This is a genomic window from Novosphingobium sp. GW835-FHT14H07 (assembly GCF_058793515.1).
Map to the genome: position 1 here is coordinate 1 of NZ_JBXAFX010000014.1, position 15355 is coordinate 15355.

The following is a 15355-nucleotide window of genomic DNA, read 5'->3' on the forward strand; positions in this document are numbered from 1 at the left end:
CATTCACTCCTTCTCTTCGCAAAGAGGCGTGAATCACAACATGCTGGTATTGCTCAACAACTTTCGGTTCGGGCTCTGAGAAAGATATTTAGATCGCTCAATCTTCAAGTCCTGAACTGCTCCACTGTTGATCTATTCTGACCTTTTTAATTTAGCTGTGCAAGGTAGGTTTGATGTGCGGGCCGTTATCTGCATGCGCTTCGTTGGGAATTTTTGCACTCGGCCCATCATGGTATGCGCTTGGGCAGAGCACATCGGACGTTCCTAGGCTGCTTGCTGGTGGGCAAATCTGTTACTGCGTTACCAACTTGACCCCACCCCCAAACCCGCCTAAGGGCGCGTCCTTCCACAGGTGCGGCCTCGCTGCGCAGGTGGCTTGAGCTGAACATTGCCGGTGCGTCTGGGGCTCCCAGGTAATCCGTCAAAGTAACCCGGTGACGAAAGTTGCGGGTGGAGCGTTTCGGTTCGTGATTGCGTTGGGGAAGGGGCCTCTCGGCTCGGCTTCCCCGGTTTGCGCATTTGCGGGTCCCGCATTCCTTCACCTTCGGCCGAAGCGCCACAATCACAGGTGAAGAGTACTTCATGCCCACTATCAATCAGCTGGTCCGCAAGGGCCGCGAACCGCAGAAGGCCAAGTCCAAGGTCCCTGCGATGGAGCAGAACCCGCAGAAGCGCGGCGTCTGCACCCGCGTCTACACGACCACCCCGAAGAAGCCGAACTCGGCTCTGCGCAAGGTCGCCAAGATCCGCCTGACCAACAGCCGCGAAGTCATCTCGTACATCCCGGGTGAAGGCCACAACCTGCAGGAGCACTCGGTCGTGCTCATCCGCGGCGGCCGCGTTCGCGACCTTCCCGGCGTTCGCTACCACGTCCTGCGCGGCGTGCTCGATACGCAGGGTGTCAAGGACCGCAAGCAGTCCCGCTCGAAGTACGGCGCCAAGCGTCCGAAGTAAGGTTTAGCGAGGCCCGGCTGCGGCCCGCTCCCCCTCCCGGCTACCCTACGCGGGTAAGCTCTGGGTGGCCGGGAGGGGGAGCGGGCCGGAGCCGCAAGGTGGACCCGGATGGGGCCACCGCACTCCGAAGGAGTATAGAGTATGTCACGTCGTCGTCGTCCGGAAAAGCGGGTCATCCTGCCCGATCCGAAGTTCGGTGATCAGGTTCTGTCGAAGTTCATGAACAACCTCATGCTCGATGGTAAGAAGTCGGTTGCCGAAAGCATCGTTTATGGTGCGCTCGAAACCATGCAGACCCGTGCGAAGGCGGACCCGGTCCAGCTCTTCCACGATGCGCTGAACAACGTCCGTCCGCAGATCGAAGTGCGCTCGCGCCGCGTCGGTGGTGCGACCTACCAGGTCCCGGTCGAGGTTCGCCCCGAGCGTGCCCAGGCGCTCGCCATCCGCTGGCTGATCACCGCGGCGCGCAACCGCAGCGAAACCACGATGGCCGCGCGCCTCTCGGCCGAGCTGCTCGATGCTGCCAACAACCGTGGCAACGCCGTCAAGAAGCGTGAAGACACCCACCGCATGGCCGACGCCAACCGCGCGTTCAGCCACTACCGCTGGTAAGGTCCGTCTTTAAACGGTCACATCCGTAACCATATGGGCGGAGCCTCTCAGGCTCCCCCATAGACCCAAGGAATAGCACCATGGCACGCAGCCATCCGCTCGAGCGCTATCGCAATTTCGGCATCATGGCGCACATCGACGCCGGCAAGACGACGACGACCGAGCGCATCCTCTACTACACCGGCAAGTCCTACAAGATCGGCGAAGTCCATGACGGCGCCGCTACCATGGACTGGATGGAGCAGGAGCAGGAGCGCGGCATCACGATCACGTCGGCCGCCACCACCTGCTTCTGGCAGGACCACCGCCTGAACATCATCGACACCCCCGGCCACGTCGACTTCACCATCGAAGTCGAACGCTCGCTGCGCGTGCTCGACGGTGCCGTGGCCGCCTTCGACGGCGTCGCCGGCGTGGAGCCCCAGTCGGAAACCGTCTGGCGCCAGGCCGACAAGTACAACGTCCCCCGCATGTGCTTCATCAACAAGCTCGACCGCACCGGCGCGAACTTCAAGTACTGCGTCCAGACGATCATCGACCGCCTTGGTGCTACGCCGGCGGTGTTGTACCTGCCCATCGGCGCGGAAAGCGATTTCAAGGGCCTCGTCGATCTTGTCGAACAGCGCGCGATCATCTGGAAGGATGAATCGCTCGGTGCCGAGTTCTTCTACGAGGAAATCCCGGCCGACATGGCCGATGAAGCCGCGCTGTATCGTTCGCAGCTTGTCGAACTCGCCGTCGAGCAGGACGACGAGGCGATGGAAGCGTACCTCGAGGGCAACGAGCCCGACGTGGCTACGCTCAAGAAGCTGATCCGCAAGGGTACGCTCGGCCAGGCCTTCGTGCCGGTGCTGTGCGGCTCGGCGTTCAAGAACAAGGGCGTCCAGTGCCTGCTCGACGCGGTGGTGGACTACCTGCCTTCGCCGCTCGACATCGAGGACGTGCAGGGCATCAACCCCGACACCGAAGAGCCCGACAGCCGTCCGACCGCGGACGACGCGCCGTTCTCGGCGCTGGCGTTCAAGATCATGAACGACCCGTTCGTCGGCTCCCTGACCTTCACCCGCATCTATTCGGGCACGCTGACCAAGGGCAGCTACCTGAACTCGGTGAAGGACAAGAAGGAGAAGGTCGGCCGCATGCTGCTGATGCACTCCAACAACCGTGAAGACATCGATGCGGCCTACGCCGGCGACATCGTTGCCATCGCGGGCCTGAAGGAGACGACCACGGGCGATACGCTCTGCTCGGAAAAGCACCCGATCATCCTCGAGCGCATGGAATTCCCCGAGCCGGTCATCGAGCTCTCGGTGGAACCCAAGACCAAGGCCGACCAGGAGAAGATGGGCATCGCGCTCAACCGTCTCTCGGCTGAGGACCCCTCGTTCCGCGTTTCGACCGATCACGAATCGGGCCAGACGATCATCAAGGGGATGGGCGAACTTCACCTCGAAATCCTTGTCGACCGCATGAAGCGCGAGTTCAAGGTCGAGGCGAACGTCGGTGCGCCGCAGGTGGCCTATCGCGAATACCTCGCCAAGCCGGTCGATCTTGACCACACCCACAAGAAGCAGTCGGGCGGCACCGGCCAGTTCGGTCGCGTCAAGGTCAAGGTGACGCCGGGCGAGCGTGGTTCGGGCTTCGTCTTCAAGGACGAGATCAAGGGCGGTAACATTCCCAAGGAATATATCCCCGCGATCGAAAAGGGCTTCCGCGAAACCGCGCTGACGGGCTCGCTGATCGGCTTCCCGATCATCGACTTCGAAGTCCTGCTTTATGACGGCGCGTACCACGACGTCGACTCGTCGGCCCTGGCCTTCGAAATCTGCGCCCGCGGTGCCATGCGCGAAGCCGCCCAGAAGGCCGGCATCAAGCTGCTCGAGCCGATCATGAAGGTCGAGGTGATCACGCCTGAGGAATACCTCGGTGACGTGATCGGCGACATCAACTCGCGTCGTGGCCAGATCCAGGGCACCGACAGTCGCGGCAACGCCCAGGCTGTTACCGCCATGGTCCCGCTGGCGAACATGTTCGGCTACGTGAACCAGCTGCGCTCGTTCACCCAGGGCCGTGCAAACTACTCGATGTTCTTCGACCACTACGACGAGGTCCCGGCGAACGTCGCGACCGAGCTCAAGGCGAAGCTTGCATAAGAGCACGGATAGCATTAGGGGCGGCGCTCGATTCAGCGGGTGCCGTCCATTTCCCGCAGTATCTGCACACATACGAAAAGAAGGTTTGAACAATGGCCAAGGCTAAGTTTGAGCGGACCAAGCCGCACTGCAATATCGGCACCATCGGTCACGTCGACCACGGCAAGACCACGCTGACCGCTGCCATCACCAAGGTTCTCGCTGAGACCGGTGGCGCAACGTTCACCGACTACGCGAACATCGACAAGGCTCCGGAAGAGCGCGAGCGCGGCATCACCATCTCGACCGCACACGTCGAGTACGAGACCGCCAACCGTCACTACGCGCACGTCGACTGCCCGGGTCACGCCGACTACGTCAAGAACATGATCACCGGTGCCGCCCAGATGGACGGCGCGATCCTGGTCGTGAACGCTGCTGACGGCCCGATGCCGCAGACCCGCGAGCACATCCTGCTCGCCCGTCAGGTCGGCGTGCCGGCTCTGGTCGTGTACATGAACAAGGTCGACCAGGTCGACGACGAGGAAATCCTCGAGCTCGTCGAACTCGAAGTTCGCGAACTGCTGTCGTCGTACGACTTCCCGGGCGACGATATTCCGATCGTCAAGGGTTCGGCTCTGGCCGCTCTCGAAGGCCGCGACGACAACATCGGTCGCGATTCGATCAACGCGCTGATGGAAGCTGTCGACAGCTACATCCCGCAGCCGCCGCGTCCGACCGACAAGCCGTTCCTGATGCCGGTCGAAGACGTGTTCTCGATCTCGGGTCGTGGTACGGTTGTGACCGGCCGCGTCGAAACCGGCATCGTCAAGGTTGGTGAGGAAGTCGAGATCGTCGGCCTCAAGGACACCACCAAGACCACCGTCACCGGCGTCGAAATGTTCCGCAAGCTGCTCGACCAGGGTGAAGCTGGCGACAACATCGGTGCACTGGTTCGCGGCGTGAAGCGTGAAGACGTTGAGCGCGGCCAGGTCCTCTGCAAGCCCGGTTCGGTCAAGCCGCACACCGAGTTCTCGGCCGAGGTCTACGTGCTGTCGAAGGACGAAGGTGGCCGTCACACGCCGTTCTTCGCCAACTACCGCCCGCAGTTCTACTTCCGCACCACCGACGTGACCGGCGAAGTGATCCTCCCCGAGGGCACCGAGATGGTCATGCCTGGCGACAACGTCACGCTGTCGGTCAAGCTGATCGCTCCGATCGCAATGGACGAAGGTCTCCGCTTCGCAATTCGCGAAGGCGGCCGCACCGTCGGTTCGGGGGTTGTCAGCAAGATCACGAAGTAATATAGGCCGCGCACCGGCGGGGAGATTCGCTCTTCCCGCCGGTCGGTTTCTTACTGACTGATCGCTATTGGACAGTCGGCCCGCTCTCCCCGAGCTTCGTAAAAGGGGTGGGGTAGAGGGCAGGTCGACTGGCTTTTTTGTTTTGCTCTTTCGCATCGGTAAACGGACATGGACGCCCAGAATATCCGCATTCGCCTCAAGGCCTTTGATCATCGTGTGCTCGACCAGGCCACTGGAGAAATTGCAGATACCGCCCGCCGCACCGGCGCGCTGATCCGGGGCCCCATTCCGCTCCCGACGCGCATCGAGAAGTTCACCGTGAACCGCGGTCCTCACATCGACAAGAAGTCGCGTGAGCAGTTCGAAGTTCGCACCTACAAGCGCCTGCTCGACATCGTGCAGCCCAATGCGGCCACTGTCGACGCGCTGATGAAGCTGGACCTCGCGGCCGGCGTCAACGTCGAGATCAAGCTGGCCTGAGGCCGCTGATCGAGCGAGCTGCCACGGCAGTGTCCGCTCCGGCCGGGTCGTCCGCATCGACCCAAGGTTTCTGGCCGGACACGTTCCGGCCCAGACTTTCGCCAGGACTGAGGTCCGGTGAAAGGCCAGAGTTTCCGGGGTAACAAAAGCCTCGTTGACAATGGGATACCTCCGGCACCGTCCTTTTGGACCATGCCGGGCAAGCGTCCCCCGATTGCTCCCGTTCAGGCGGGGGCATTCAGCCCGGTCGGGGGCGCGCTTCACATACGGGCTGAACACGCATGTCGGGATGGGCCCGGCATGCCTCTGTTATGGAGTATGGATCATGCGCACCGGCGTGATCGCGAAGAAGGTGGGGATGACCCGCCTTTTCCAGGAAGATGGTCGGCACGTGCCGGTCACTGTCCTGTCGCTTGAAAATTGCCAGGTGGTTTCGGTTCGCACTGAAGACCGTGACGGTTACGTCGCGGTTCAGCTCGGTGCAGGCGAAGCCAAGCAGAAGAACGTTGCCAAGCCGCAGCGCGAACACTTTGCCAAGGCAGAGGTTCCGCTGAAGATGGAAGTCGCCGAGTTCCGCGTCGCTGAAGATGCGCTGCTCGATGTCGGCTCGACCATCGCCGCTTCGCACTTCGTCCCTGGCCAGTATGTCGACATCACCGGCAACACCCAGGGCAAGGGCTTCCAGGGCGCGATGAAGCGCTGGGGCTTCGGCGGTATGCGCGCCACCCACGGTGTCTCGATCTCGCACCGTGCACACGGTTCGACCGGTAATCGCCAAGACCCGGGCCGCGTCTTCAAGAACAAGAAGATGGCCGGTCACATGGGCGACCGTCAGCGCACCCAGCAGAACCTCGAAGTCGTCCGCACCGACGACGAGCGTGGCCTGATCTTCGTGAAGGGCTCGGTGCCCGGTTCGAAGAACGCCTGGCTCCTCGTGCGCGACGCCGTGAAGGTCTCGCGCCACGCTGAAGCGCCCTATCCCGCAGGCCTCAAGCAGGCCGCAAACAGCAATGACTCGGCAGCTGCCGACACTCCCGCAGAAGTTGCGGCTGTCGAAGCCACCGAAGGTCAGGAGGGCTAAGTCGTGAAGGTTCAGGTCCTCAATCTCGACGGCACCGCCGGCAAGGGCGAAGTGGAACTGTCGGACGACGTGTTCGGTCTCGAACCGCGCGCCGACATCCTGCACCGCGTCGTCACCTGGCAGCTCGAAAACCGTCGCGGCATTGCCCGCAAGGCGCGCGAGCGTTCGGACGTTGCCCGCACCGGCAAGAAGTTCGGTCGCCAGAAGGGCGGCGGTACGGCTCGTCACGGTGACCGCAAGGCGCCGATATTCATCGGCGGTGGCAAGGCTCACGGTCCGCGTGTCCGCGAGTTCAACATCTCGCTGAACAAGAAGGTCCGTGCGCTCGGTCTCAAGATGGCTCTCTCGTCGAAGGCCAAGGCTGGTCTCGTCGTGGTCGACTCGCTCGACATCGACGCCAAGACCAAGGCTCTCGTCGGCCAGCTGTCGAAGGCCAACTGGGGCAAGAAGGTTCTCGTGATCGACGGTGACGCCGTGAACGACAACTTCGCCAAGGCCGCCCGCAACATCGTCGGCGTGAACGTGCTGCCTGCCATCGGCGCCAACGTCTACGACATCCTGAAGCATGACACGCTGGTGCTGACGCGCTCTGCTGTCGAAAAGCTGGAGGCGCGTTTCAATGGCTAACGCAATCGACACGCGTCACTATGACGTGATCGTGGCACCCCACATCACGGAAAAGGCGACGCTGCTCAGCGAAAACAACGCCGTGGTCTTCAAGGTTGCCGAAAAGGCGACCAAGCCGGAGATCAAGGCAGCGGTCGAAGCCCTGTTCAACGTCAAGGTCACCAAGGTGAACACCCTGACCCAGAAGGGCAAGACCAAGCGCTGGAAGGGCAAGCCCTACAAGCGCTCCGACGTCAAGAAGGCTGTCGTGACCCTGGCTGCTGGCCAGTCGATCGACGTCACCAGCGGGATCTGAGGCTAGACCATGGCACTCAAGAGCTACAATCCGACCAGCCCCGCCCGGCGCGGCCTGATCCTCGTCGACAAGTCGTCGCTGTGGAAGGGCAAGCCGGTCAAGGCGCTGACAGAAGGCAAGTCGAAGACCGGCGGCCGCAACAACAAGGGCCATGTCACCTCGCGTGGCATCGCCGGTGGTCACAAGCAGAAGTACCGCTACATTGACTTCAAGCGTCGCAAGTGGGACATGCCGGCTACCGTCGAGCGTCTGGAATATGACCCGAACCGCACGGCGTTCATCGCTCTCATCAAGTATGAGGACGGCGAGCAGACCTACATCATCGCTCCGCAGCGTCTCGCCGTTGGCGATACCGTTGTCGCCGGAGAGAAGACCGACGTGAAGCCTGGCAATGCCATGCTGCTGTCGCAGATGCCGGTCGGCACCATCATCCACAACGTGGAGATGAAGCCGGGCAAGGGCGCGCAGATCGCACGTTCGGCAGGCACCTATGTCCAGCTCGTCGGTCGTGACCGCGGCATGGTCATCGTTCGCCTGAACTCGGGCGAGCAGCGCTACCTGCGTGGTGACTGCATGGGCACCGTCGGTGCCGTGTCGAACCCCGACAACGCCAACACGAACCTTGCCAAGGCCGGTCGCAATCGCTGGCTGGGCAAGCGTCCGCTGACCCGCGGCGTTGCCAAGAACCCGGTCGACCACCCGCACGGTGGTGGTGAAGGCCGTACTTCGGGTGGCCGTCATCCTGTGACTCCGTGGGGCAAGCCGACCAAGGGCGCCCGCACCCGTCACAACAAGTCGACGGACAAGATGATCATCCGTTCGCGCCACGCGAAGAAGAAGAGGTAAGACCACATGGCACGTTCCGTCTGGAAGGGCCCCTTCGTCGACCTGCATCTGCTGAAGAAGGCGGAAGCCGCTCACGATGCAGGATCGCGCGCTGGCGCCATCAAGACCTGGTCGCGTCGTTCGACCATCATTCCGCAGTTCGTTGGCCTGACGTTCAACGTCTACAACGGGCACAAGTTCATCCCGGTTTCCGTCTCGGAAGAGATGGTCGGCCACAAGCTCGGCGAGTTCGCACCCACGCGCACTTTCCCGGGTCACGCCGCTGACAAGAAGGGCAAGCGCTGATGAGCAAGCCTAAGGCACCCCGTCGCGTTGGCGACAAGGAAGCGCTGTCGGTCGGCACGCAGATCCGTGGTTCGGCCCAGAAGCTGAACCTCGTTGCTGCGCTGATCCGCGGTCACAAGGCCGAAGACGCGATGAACATCCTCGCGTTCTCGAAGAAGGCCATGGCTGTTGACGCCCGCAAGGTTCTCGCTTCGGCGATCGCCAATGCGGAAAACAACCACAACCTCGACGTCGACGCTCTGGTCGTGGCGGAAGCCTCGGTCGGCAAGTCGATCACGATGAAGCGCTTCCACACCCGTGGTCGCGGCAAGTCGACCCGCATCCTCAAGCCGTTCTCGCGGCTGCGGATCGTGGTCCGCGAAGTTGAGGAGGCCTGATCATGGGTCATAAATCGAACCCCATCGGTCTGCGCCTGCAGATCAACCGCACCTGGGACAGCCGCTGGTACGCGGAAGGTCGCAACTATGCGCAGATGCTCAAGGAAGACCTTGAGATCCGCAAGTTCATCGTCACGAACCTGCCGCAGGCAGCGATTTCGAAGGTGGTGATCGAGCGTCCTGCCAAGCTGTGCCGCGTATCGATCTATGCCGCCCGTCCGGGCGTCATCATCGGCAAGAAGGGCGCCGACATCGAGAAGCTTCGCTCGAAGCTTGCCACGATGACCGGCAGCGACGTGAAGCTGAACATCGTCGAGATCCGCAAGCCGGAAATCGACAGCAAGCTCGTCGCCCAAGGCGTTGCCGACCAGCTGGTCCGCCGCGTTGCCTTCCGTCGTGCGATGAAGCGCGCCGTGCAGTCCGCCCTGCGTCTTGGTGCCGAAGGCATCAAGATCACCTGCGGCGGTCGTCTCGGCGGTGCGGAAATCGCCCGCGTCGAATGGTACCGCGAAGGTCGCGTTCCGCTGCACACGCTGCGCGCGAACATCGACTACGCGGAAGCCGAAGCCCACACCGCCTATGGCGTGATCGGCATCAAGACCTGGATCTTCAAGGGTGAGATCCTCGGTCATGATCCGATGGCGCAGGACCGACTGATGATGGAAGCCCAGACTTCCGGCGTCCGTCCGGCACGCTGAGCCTAGAGGGTAGAGAAGCACCATGTTGCAACCGAAGAAGACCAAGTTCCGTAAGGCCTTCAAGGGCCGCATCCACGGCGTTGCCAAGGGTGGTACGGACCTGAACTTCGGCTCCTACGGCCTCAAGGCCCTTGAGCCGGAGCGCGTTACCGCTCGCCAGATCGAAGCGGCCCGTCGTGCGATCACGCGCCACATCCGCCGTCAGGGCCGTCTGTGGATCCGCGTGTTCCCGGACGTGCCGGTCTCGAAGAAGCCCGCCGAAGTCCGCCAGGGCAAGGGCAAGGGCTCGATCGAATACTGGGCAGCCCGCGTGAAGCCGGGTCGCATCCTGTTCGAACTGGACGGCGTCCCCGGCCCGCTCGCGGCCGAGGCATTCAGCCGCGCCGCGATGAAGCTGCCGATCAAGACGAAGGTCGTTGCCCGCCTGGGTGACACTTCGCACCTTGGTGGCGAGTGATTGGGAGTCGAATGATGGCCAAGATCGAAGACCTTCGCGCCAAGAGCGACGACCAGCTGAACGCTGAACTCGCCGAGCTCAAGCGCGAGCAGTTCAACCTGCGTTTCCAGGGCGCGACGAACCAGCTTGAGCGCCCCGCGCGCATCAAGGAAGTCCGTCGCGACATCGCGCGCATCAAGACGCTGCAGACTGAGCGTTCTCAGTCGGCCCAGGCGTAAGGAAGCCAATATGCCCAAGCGTATTCTGATCGGCACCGTGGTGTCCGACAAGACCGACAAGACCGTGGTCGTGAAGGTCGAGCGCAAGGTGAAGCACCCGCTCTACGGGAAGATCATCCGTCGCTCGAAGAAGTATCACGCCCACGACGAGGCGAATGCCTTCAAGACCGGCGAGACCGTGCGCATCGAAGAGACCGCGCCGATCTCGAAGCTGAAGACGTGGAAGGTCATCGACCGCGTCCAGGCCGGCAAGGGCACCGCCATCGAAGCGGACGTCTGATAAGGTCGTCAGCCAAAGTTTGGGGTTGCTTCGCGGCTCAAGTCGTGTAGCGGCCCCGGCTACTGTTTTGGAACTGCCGGACTGGTTCCGGCAAGCCAGTGAGAAGGAACCGGATCAATGATCCAGATGCAATCCAATCTCGACGTGGCGGACAACAGCGGCGCAAAGCGCGTCCAGTGCATCAAGGTGCTGGGTGGCTCGAAGCGTCGGTTCGCAAGCGTCGGCGACATCATCGTGGTGTCGGTCAAGGAAGCGCAGCCGCGCGCCCGCGTTAAGAAGGGCGACGTGCACCGCGCCGTCATCGTTCGCACGAAGAAGGACGTCCGTCGCACCGACGGTTCGGTCATCCGCTTCGACAGCAATGCCGCCGTTCTGGTCGGCAAGAACGAAGAGCCGATCGGCACGCGTATCTTCGGCCCCGTGGTTCGCGAACTCCGCGGCAAGGGCTTCATGAAGATCATCTCGCTCGCTCCGGAGGTGCTGTAATGGCTGCCGCGAAGATCAGGAAGGGCGACACCGTCGTCGTCCGTTCGGGCAAGGACAAGGGCCGCACCGGCACCGTTCTCCAGGTCCTTCCGAAGGATGAGAAGGTCGTCGTGCAGGGCGTGAACATCGCTGCCCGTCACCGCAAGCCGAGCCAGCAGAACCCCCAGGGCGGCATCGACCGCTTCGAGGCTCCGCTGCACATCTCCAAGGTTTCGGTCGCCGACAAGGATGGCAAGCCCACCCGCGTCCGCTTCGAGACCAAGGACGGCAAGAAGGTCCGTGTGGCCGTCAAGTCCGGGGAGGCCATCGATGGCTGACAAGTACACTCCGCGTCTGAAGGGCAAGTACGATGCCGAAATCGCAGCTGCGATGCAGGCCAAGTTCGGCTACAAGAACGCGCTCGAGATCCCGCGCATCGAAAAGATCACGCTCAACATGGGTGTGGGCGAAGCGAGCCAGGACAAGAAGAAGGTCACGACCGCAGCTGCCGAAATGGAGCTGATCGCCGGTCAGAAGCCTGTCATCACCAAGGCGAAGAAGTCGATCGCGCAGTTCAAGCTGCGTGAAGGCATGCCGATCGGTTGCAAGGTCACCCTGCGCCGCGAACGTATGTACGAATTCCTCGACCGCCTCATCACCATCGCAATGCCCCGCATCCGCGACTTCCGTGGTCTGAACCCGAAGTCGTTCGATGGTCGCGGCAACTACGCGATGGGTTTGAAAGAGCAGATCATCTTCCCCGAGATCAGCTACGACCAGATCGAGAAGGTGCGTGGCATGGACATCATCGTCACCACGACCGCGAAGACGGACGAGGAAGCCCGCGAGCTGCTTCGCCTGTTCGGTTTCCCGTTCCCGCAGGAAGCTGCTGAAGAGCAGCAGGCCGCGTGATCCAGAATTGAAGAAGAGAGCTTAAGTCCATGGCGAAACTGAGTTCCATCAACAAGAACGAGAAGCGCAAGAAGCTCGTTCAGAAGTACGCGGCCAAGTACGCTGCGCTCAAGGCCCAGGCCGACGATGAATCGCTCGACGAAACCGAGCGCCTGATCGCCCGCCTGAAGATGGCCGAGCTGCCGCGCAACGCGAACCCGACCCGGGTGCGCAACCGCTGTGCAACCACCGGCCGCCCGCGTGGCTACTATCGCAAGTTCGGCCTTTGCCGCATCGAGCTGCGGGACAAGGGCAACAAGGGCCTTATCCCCGGCCTGACGAAGTCGAGCTGGTAAGGATCATCCGATGGCTATGACCGACCCCCTGGGTGATATGCTCACCCGCATCCGCAACGGCCAGCAGGCGAAGAAGGACTCGGTCCTTTCGCCCGCTTCGAAGCTGCGTGCGCACGTGCTCGAAGTCCTTCAGCGTGAAGGCTACATCCGCGGTTTCTCGGAGGACGCCACTGGCGCCCATCCGCAGCTGCGCATCGAGCTCAAGTATTTCGAAGGCCAGCCTGCGATCAAGCATGTTGCCCGTGTCTCCAAGCCTGGCCGCCGCGTCTACTCGGGTTCCAAGGAACTTCCGGTGATCCGCAACGGTCTTGGCATCACCATCGTCTCGACGCCGAAGGGCGTGCTTTCGGATGCCGAAGCACGCGCTGCCAACGTCGGTGGCGAAGTGCTGGCGGAGGTGTTCTGATGAGCCGCATCGGCAAGAAGCCGGTGGCGATCCCGAGTGGCGTCACCGCGAACATCGCGGACGGCGTGCTGACCGTGAAGGGCCCCAAGGGCACCCTGACGCTCACGCTGCGCGACGAGATCAGCTACACCGTCGATGGCGACACGATCCTCGTGAAGCCTGCGAACGACACCAAGGGCGCTCGCGCGTTCTGGGGCATGCAGCGCACCCTCGTCGACAACCTCGTCACTGGCGTGACGCAGGGCTACACCAAGGTCCTCGAGATCACCGGTGTCGGCTACCGCGCCAACGCCCAGGGCAAGAACCTGAAGCTGCAGCTTGGCTACAGCCACGACGTCGACTTCGCGGTGCCGGAAGGCATCGAGATCAAGACCCCTGACAACACCACGGTGGAAATCTCGGGCATCGACAAGCAGAAGGTCGGCCAGGTTGCCGCCGAGATCCGTCGCTGGCGCAAGCCCGAGCCTTACAAGGGCAAGGGCATCAAGTACCGCGGCGAGTTTATCTTCCGCAAGGAAGGGAAGAAGAAGTAATGGCAAAGCTGTCTCTCTTCGAACGCCGCCGCCGTCGCGTCCGCACTGCGCTCAAGGCGCGCTCGGGTGGCCGTCCTCGCCTGTCGGTGCATCGCTCCGGCCGTCACATCTACGCCCAGATCATCGACGATGCGGAAGGCAAGACCCTTGCTGCCGCTTCGACGCTGGTGAAGGGCCAGAAGTCGATCGGCGCGAATGTCGATGCCGCCGCCAAGGTTGGCACCGAGATCGCCGAGAAGGCCAAGGCCGCCGGTATCACCACTGTCGTGTTCGATCGCGGCGGGTTCCTGTTCCATGGCCGCGTCAAGGCGCTGGCCGATGCCGCCCGTGAAGGCGGGCTGGAGTTCTGACAATGGCTGACGAAACCAACCTGGAAGGCGCAGCCGCGGTCGAATCGACCGGCGGTGAGCAGCGCGAAGGTCGCGGTCGTGGCCGCGGCCGTGGCGGCAATGACCGTGGTGGCGAGCGTGGTGGCCGTGGCCGTCGCGACGACCGTCGCGGTCGTGGCAACAACGACGAGGAAGGTGGCGAGGAGCTGATCGAAAAGCTCGTCCACATCAACCGCGTTTCCAAGACCGTGAAGGGCGGCAAGCGCTTCGGCTTTGCAGCACTGGTCGTGGTCGGCGATGGCAAGGGCCGCGTCGGCTTCGGCAAGGGCAAGGCTCGCGAAGTGCCTGAGGCGATCACCAAGGCTACTGCCGCTGCAAAGCGTGCAATGGTCCGCGTGCCGCTCAAGGAAGGCCGCACCCTGCACCACGACGGCAAGGGCCGTTTCGGCGCTGGCAAGGTCAACGTGCGTTCGGCTCCGGCCGGTACCGGCATCATCGCCGGTGGCCCGATGCGCGCCGTGTTCGAAAGCCTTGGCGTTGCTGACGTGGTGACCAAGTCGGTCGGCACCTCGAACCCCTACAACATGATCCGCGCAACCTTCGACGCGCTGACCGATCAGACTTCGCCGAAGTCGGTTGCGCAGCGTCGTGGCAAGAAGGTCGCCGATCTCCTCGGCCGTGGTGGCGCTTCGCAGGTCGAAGCCGAAGCCGCTGCCGAAGCCATCACGGAGTAATCGGTCATGGCAACGATCAAGATCAAGCAGATCGGTTCGCCGATCCGTCGCCCGGAAAGCCAGAAGAAGATTCTGATCGGCCTGGGCCTGGGCAAGATGCACCGCGTGGTCGAGTTGGAAGACACGGCCGAAGTGCGTGGCGCCATTGCCAAGCTTCCCCACATGGTGGCCGTGGTCGACTGACCATTGCTCCCCGTTGGGAAAAAGGACGCCCCGGCCCCGTGCCGGGGTTTTCCTTTGGGGCTCGGCGGCGCGGTGCCTTCAGTCCCGTGAGGGGGTGACAAGCCCGGCCTGATCGGCTAGGCGGCGCCCTTTCCAAAGCGCGTCTCAAAGCGAAAGCGAGTGCAGAACATGAAACTGAACGAACTCAACGACAACTACGGCGCCCGCAAGGGCCGCATGCGCGTCGGCCGTGGTATCGGCTCGGGCAAGGGCAAGACTGCCGGTCGCGGCCAGAAGGGTGCGAAGGCACGTTCGGGCGTCAGCATCAACGGCTTCGAAGGCGGTCAGATGCCGCTTCACATGCGCATCCCGAAGCGCGGCTTCAACAACATCTTCGCCAAGGACTACGCCGAAGTGAACCTCGGCATGATCCAGAAGATGATCGATGCCGGCAAGCTCGACGTCTCGGGCACCGTTGACCACGCCGCTCTCAAGGCTGCTGGCCTTGCTCGCGGTGGCAAGGATGGCGTCCGTCTCCTCGGCAAGGGCGAACTGACCACCAAGGTCGCGTTCTCGGTCGCTGGTGCCTCGAAGGGCGCCGTGGCTGCTGTCGAGAAGGCTGGCGGTTCGGTCTCGGTCATCGAAACCGGCCCGAGCGAAGCCGAGAAGAAGGCCGCTCGCGCTGCGGCCAACAGGGCCAAGTAAGCCAGTTCCGATCCCCGCTCGCTAGTCGGGCGGGGATTTCGGCTTGCAGGGGTTCGACTTTCGTCACCCCGCACTATATGGGCTAGCTCAAGACGTCCGAAACGCACGCGGCCAGCAGGCCCGGTTTC

25 protein-coding genes are annotated in these 15355 nt (G+C 62.7%); all 25 read left to right on the forward strand.

Annotated elements, in window-relative coordinates; genetic code table 11:
• Positions 1-582 precede the first annotated feature (582 nt).
• The 25 genes from rpsL to rplO all read left to right on the forward strand — a co-directional run bounded on the left by rpsL (position 583) and on the right by rplO (position 15227).
• Entirely contained in the window at positions 583-954 is a 372-nt protein-coding gene (gene rpsL / locus AC1Q5P_RS13550; RefSeq protein ID WP_011444902.1) for a 30S ribosomal protein S12, read from the forward strand.
• A gap of 141 nt (positions 955-1095) precedes the next feature.
• The gene (gene rpsG, locus AC1Q5P_RS13555) at positions 1096-1566 is read left to right on the forward strand and encodes a 30S ribosomal protein S7 (protein ID WP_039334380.1); all 471 of its coding nucleotides are present in this window, start codon (positions 1096-1098) and stop codon (positions 1564-1566) included.
• Positions 1567-1646: 80 nt separating this feature from the next.
• Positions 1647-3719, forward strand: coding sequence for an elongation factor G (gene fusA / locus AC1Q5P_RS13560; protein WP_039334378.1), 2073 nt, complete (start codon positions 1647-1649; stop codon positions 3717-3719).
• A 92-nt stretch (positions 3720-3811) separates the two neighbouring features.
• Positions 3812-5002, forward strand: coding sequence for an elongation factor Tu (tuf, locus tag AC1Q5P_RS13565; protein ID WP_039334376.1), 1191 nt, complete (start codon positions 3812-3814; stop codon positions 5000-5002).
• 168 nt (positions 5003-5170) lie between these two features.
• The gene (gene rpsJ, locus AC1Q5P_RS13570) at positions 5171-5482 is read left to right on the forward strand and encodes a 30S ribosomal protein S10 (protein ID WP_039334374.1); all 312 of its coding nucleotides are present in this window, start codon (positions 5171-5173) and stop codon (positions 5480-5482) included.
• A gap of 325 nt (positions 5483-5807) precedes the next feature.
• On the forward strand, positions 5808-6563 hold the full coding sequence (gene rplC / locus AC1Q5P_RS13575; RefSeq protein ID WP_039334372.1) for a 50S ribosomal protein L3: 756 nt from the start codon (positions 5808-5810) through the stop codon (positions 6561-6563).
• 3 nt (positions 6564-6566) lie between these two features.
• Positions 6567-7190 (forward strand): 50S ribosomal protein L4, encoded by a 624-nt coding sequence (gene rplD / locus AC1Q5P_RS13580; RefSeq protein WP_039334370.1) that lies wholly within the window; start codon positions 6567-6569, stop codon positions 7188-7190.
• A complete protein-coding gene (locus tag AC1Q5P_RS13585; RefSeq protein WP_039334368.1) occupies positions 7183-7485 on the forward strand; it encodes a 50S ribosomal protein L23 in 303 nt (100 codons plus the stop codon). Before rplD ends, AC1Q5P_RS13585 begins: the two co-directional genes overlap by 8 nt.
• Positions 7486-7494: 9 nt before the next feature.
• Positions 7495-8331: a 50S ribosomal protein L2 gene (rplB, locus tag AC1Q5P_RS13590; protein ID WP_039334367.1), complete on the forward strand. Its 837-nt coding sequence runs from the start codon at positions 7495-7497 to the stop codon at positions 8329-8331.
• Between the two features lie 6 nt (positions 8332-8337).
• On the forward strand, positions 8338-8616 hold the full coding sequence (rpsS, locus tag AC1Q5P_RS13595) for a 30S ribosomal protein S19 (protein WP_039334365.1): 279 nt from the start codon (positions 8338-8340) through the stop codon (positions 8614-8616).
• Positions 8616-8993 (forward strand): 50S ribosomal protein L22, encoded by a 378-nt coding sequence (gene rplV / locus AC1Q5P_RS13600; protein WP_039334363.1) that lies wholly within the window; start codon positions 8616-8618, stop codon positions 8991-8993. Before rpsS ends, rplV begins: the two co-directional genes overlap by 1 nt.
• A 2-nt stretch (positions 8994-8995) precedes the next feature.
• Positions 8996-9691, forward strand: coding sequence for a 30S ribosomal protein S3 (rpsC, locus tag AC1Q5P_RS13605; protein WP_039334362.1), 696 nt, complete (start codon positions 8996-8998; stop codon positions 9689-9691).
• Between the two features lie 22 nt (positions 9692-9713).
• A complete protein-coding gene (rplP, locus tag AC1Q5P_RS13610) occupies positions 9714-10148 on the forward strand; it encodes a 50S ribosomal protein L16 (RefSeq protein ID WP_039334360.1) in 435 nt (144 codons plus the stop codon).
• 11 nt (positions 10149-10159) lie between these two features.
• Positions 10160-10366, forward strand: a complete 207-nt coding sequence (gene rpmC / locus AC1Q5P_RS13615) for a 50S ribosomal protein L29 (RefSeq protein WP_039334358.1) — start codon at positions 10160-10162, stop codon at positions 10364-10366.
• A 10-nt stretch (positions 10367-10376) separates the two neighbouring features.
• Positions 10377-10646, forward strand: a complete 270-nt coding sequence (rpsQ, locus tag AC1Q5P_RS13620; protein ID WP_039334356.1) for a 30S ribosomal protein S17 — start codon at positions 10377-10379, stop codon at positions 10644-10646.
• A gap of 117 nt (positions 10647-10763) precedes the next feature.
• On the forward strand, positions 10764-11132 hold the full coding sequence (rplN, locus tag AC1Q5P_RS13625) for a 50S ribosomal protein L14 (protein WP_039334354.1): 369 nt from the start codon (positions 10764-10766) through the stop codon (positions 11130-11132).
• Positions 11132-11449 (forward strand): 50S ribosomal protein L24, encoded by a 318-nt coding sequence (gene rplX / locus AC1Q5P_RS13630; protein ID WP_039334352.1) that lies wholly within the window; start codon positions 11132-11134, stop codon positions 11447-11449. The genes rplN and rplX overlap by 1 nt, the downstream gene beginning before the upstream one ends.
• Positions 11442-12023 carry a 50S ribosomal protein L5 gene (gene rplE, locus AC1Q5P_RS13635; RefSeq protein WP_039334350.1) on the forward strand — a complete coding sequence of 194 codons (582 nt, stop codon included), beginning with the start codon at positions 11442-11444 and terminating at the stop codon, positions 12021-12023. Before rplX ends, rplE begins: the two co-directional genes overlap by 8 nt.
• Positions 12024-12052: 29 nt before the next feature.
• A complete protein-coding gene (rpsN, locus tag AC1Q5P_RS13640) occupies positions 12053-12358 on the forward strand; it encodes a 30S ribosomal protein S14 (protein ID WP_039334348.1) in 306 nt (101 codons plus the stop codon).
• A gap of 10 nt (positions 12359-12368) precedes the next feature.
• The gene (gene rpsH, locus AC1Q5P_RS13645) at positions 12369-12764 is read left to right on the forward strand and encodes a 30S ribosomal protein S8 (RefSeq protein WP_039334346.1); all 396 of its coding nucleotides are present in this window, start codon (positions 12369-12371) and stop codon (positions 12762-12764) included.
• Entirely contained in the window at positions 12764-13297 is a 534-nt protein-coding gene (gene rplF, locus AC1Q5P_RS13650; RefSeq protein ID WP_039334344.1) for a 50S ribosomal protein L6, read from the forward strand. Before rpsH ends, rplF begins: the two co-directional genes overlap by 1 nt.
• Complete coding sequence (gene rplR, locus AC1Q5P_RS13655) at positions 13297-13647, forward strand: 50S ribosomal protein L18 (RefSeq protein WP_039334342.1); 351 nt, start codon at positions 13297-13299, stop codon at positions 13645-13647. Before rplF ends, rplR begins: the two co-directional genes overlap by 1 nt.
• 2 nt (positions 13648-13649) lie before the next feature.
• Positions 13650-14360 (forward strand): 30S ribosomal protein S5, encoded by a 711-nt coding sequence (rpsE, locus tag AC1Q5P_RS13660; RefSeq protein ID WP_039334340.1) that lies wholly within the window; start codon positions 13650-13652, stop codon positions 14358-14360.
• A 6-nt stretch (positions 14361-14366) separates the two neighbouring features.
• The gene (gene rpmD, locus AC1Q5P_RS13665; RefSeq protein WP_039334338.1) at positions 14367-14543 is read left to right on the forward strand and encodes a 50S ribosomal protein L30; all 177 of its coding nucleotides are present in this window, start codon (positions 14367-14369) and stop codon (positions 14541-14543) included.
• Positions 14544-14711: 168 nt separating this feature from the next.
• Positions 14712-15227 (forward strand): 50S ribosomal protein L15, encoded by a 516-nt coding sequence (rplO, locus tag AC1Q5P_RS13670; protein ID WP_492519215.1) that lies wholly within the window; start codon positions 14712-14714, stop codon positions 15225-15227.
• The last annotated feature ends 128 nt before the right edge of the window (positions 15228-15355 follow it).

Excerpts from the sequence above, each read along its gene's own strand:
- rpsL (WP_011444902.1), top strand. The coding sequence starts at position 583 with ATGCCCACTATCAATCAGCTGGTCCGCAAGGGCCGCGAACCGCAGAAG.
- rpsG (WP_039334380.1), top strand. The coding sequence starts at position 1,096 with ATGTCACGTCGTCGTCGTCCGGAAAAGCGGGTCATCCTGCCCGATCCG.
- fusA (WP_039334378.1), top strand. The coding sequence starts at position 1,647 with ATGGCACGCAGCCATCCGCTCGAGCGCTATCGCAATTTCGGCATCATG.
- tuf (WP_039334376.1), top strand. The coding sequence starts at position 3,812 with ATGGCCAAGGCTAAGTTTGAGCGGACCAAGCCGCACTGCAATATCGGC.
- rpsJ (WP_039334374.1), top strand. The coding sequence starts at position 5,171 with ATGGACGCCCAGAATATCCGCATTCGCCTCAAGGCCTTTGATCATCGT.
- rplC (WP_039334372.1), top strand. The coding sequence starts at position 5,808 with ATGCGCACCGGCGTGATCGCGAAGAAGGTGGGGATGACCCGCCTTTTC.
- AC1Q5P_RS13585 (WP_039334368.1), top strand. The coding sequence starts at position 7,183 with ATGGCTAACGCAATCGACACGCGTCACTATGACGTGATCGTGGCACCC.
- rplB (WP_039334367.1), top strand. The coding sequence starts at position 7,495 with ATGGCACTCAAGAGCTACAATCCGACCAGCCCCGCCCGGCGCGGCCTG.
- rpsS (WP_039334365.1), top strand. The coding sequence starts at position 8,338 with ATGGCACGTTCCGTCTGGAAGGGCCCCTTCGTCGACCTGCATCTGCTG.
- rplV (WP_039334363.1), top strand. The coding sequence starts at position 8,616 with ATGAGCAAGCCTAAGGCACCCCGTCGCGTTGGCGACAAGGAAGCGCTG.
- rpsC (WP_039334362.1), top strand. The coding sequence starts at position 8,996 with ATGGGTCATAAATCGAACCCCATCGGTCTGCGCCTGCAGATCAACCGC.
- rplP (WP_039334360.1), top strand. The coding sequence starts at position 9,714 with ATGTTGCAACCGAAGAAGACCAAGTTCCGTAAGGCCTTCAAGGGCCGC.
- rpmC (WP_039334358.1), top strand. The coding sequence starts at position 10,160 with ATGATGGCCAAGATCGAAGACCTTCGCGCCAAGAGCGACGACCAGCTG.
- rpsQ (WP_039334356.1), top strand. The coding sequence starts at position 10,377 with ATGCCCAAGCGTATTCTGATCGGCACCGTGGTGTCCGACAAGACCGAC.
- rplN (WP_039334354.1), top strand. The coding sequence starts at position 10,764 with ATGATCCAGATGCAATCCAATCTCGACGTGGCGGACAACAGCGGCGCA.
- rplX (WP_039334352.1), top strand. The coding sequence starts at position 11,132 with ATGGCTGCCGCGAAGATCAGGAAGGGCGACACCGTCGTCGTCCGTTCG.
- rplE (WP_039334350.1), top strand. The coding sequence starts at position 11,442 with ATGGCTGACAAGTACACTCCGCGTCTGAAGGGCAAGTACGATGCCGAA.
- rpsN (WP_039334348.1), top strand. The coding sequence starts at position 12,053 with ATGGCGAAACTGAGTTCCATCAACAAGAACGAGAAGCGCAAGAAGCTC.
- rpsH (WP_039334346.1), top strand. The coding sequence starts at position 12,369 with ATGGCTATGACCGACCCCCTGGGTGATATGCTCACCCGCATCCGCAAC.
- rplF (WP_039334344.1), top strand. The coding sequence starts at position 12,764 with ATGAGCCGCATCGGCAAGAAGCCGGTGGCGATCCCGAGTGGCGTCACC.
- rplR (WP_039334342.1), top strand. The coding sequence starts at position 13,297 with ATGGCAAAGCTGTCTCTCTTCGAACGCCGCCGCCGTCGCGTCCGCACT.
- rpsE (WP_039334340.1), top strand. The coding sequence starts at position 13,650 with ATGGCTGACGAAACCAACCTGGAAGGCGCAGCCGCGGTCGAATCGACC.
- rpmD (WP_039334338.1), top strand. The coding sequence starts at position 14,367 with ATGGCAACGATCAAGATCAAGCAGATCGGTTCGCCGATCCGTCGCCCG.
- rplO (WP_492519215.1), top strand. The coding sequence starts at position 14,712 with ATGAAACTGAACGAACTCAACGACAACTACGGCGCCCGCAAGGGCCGC.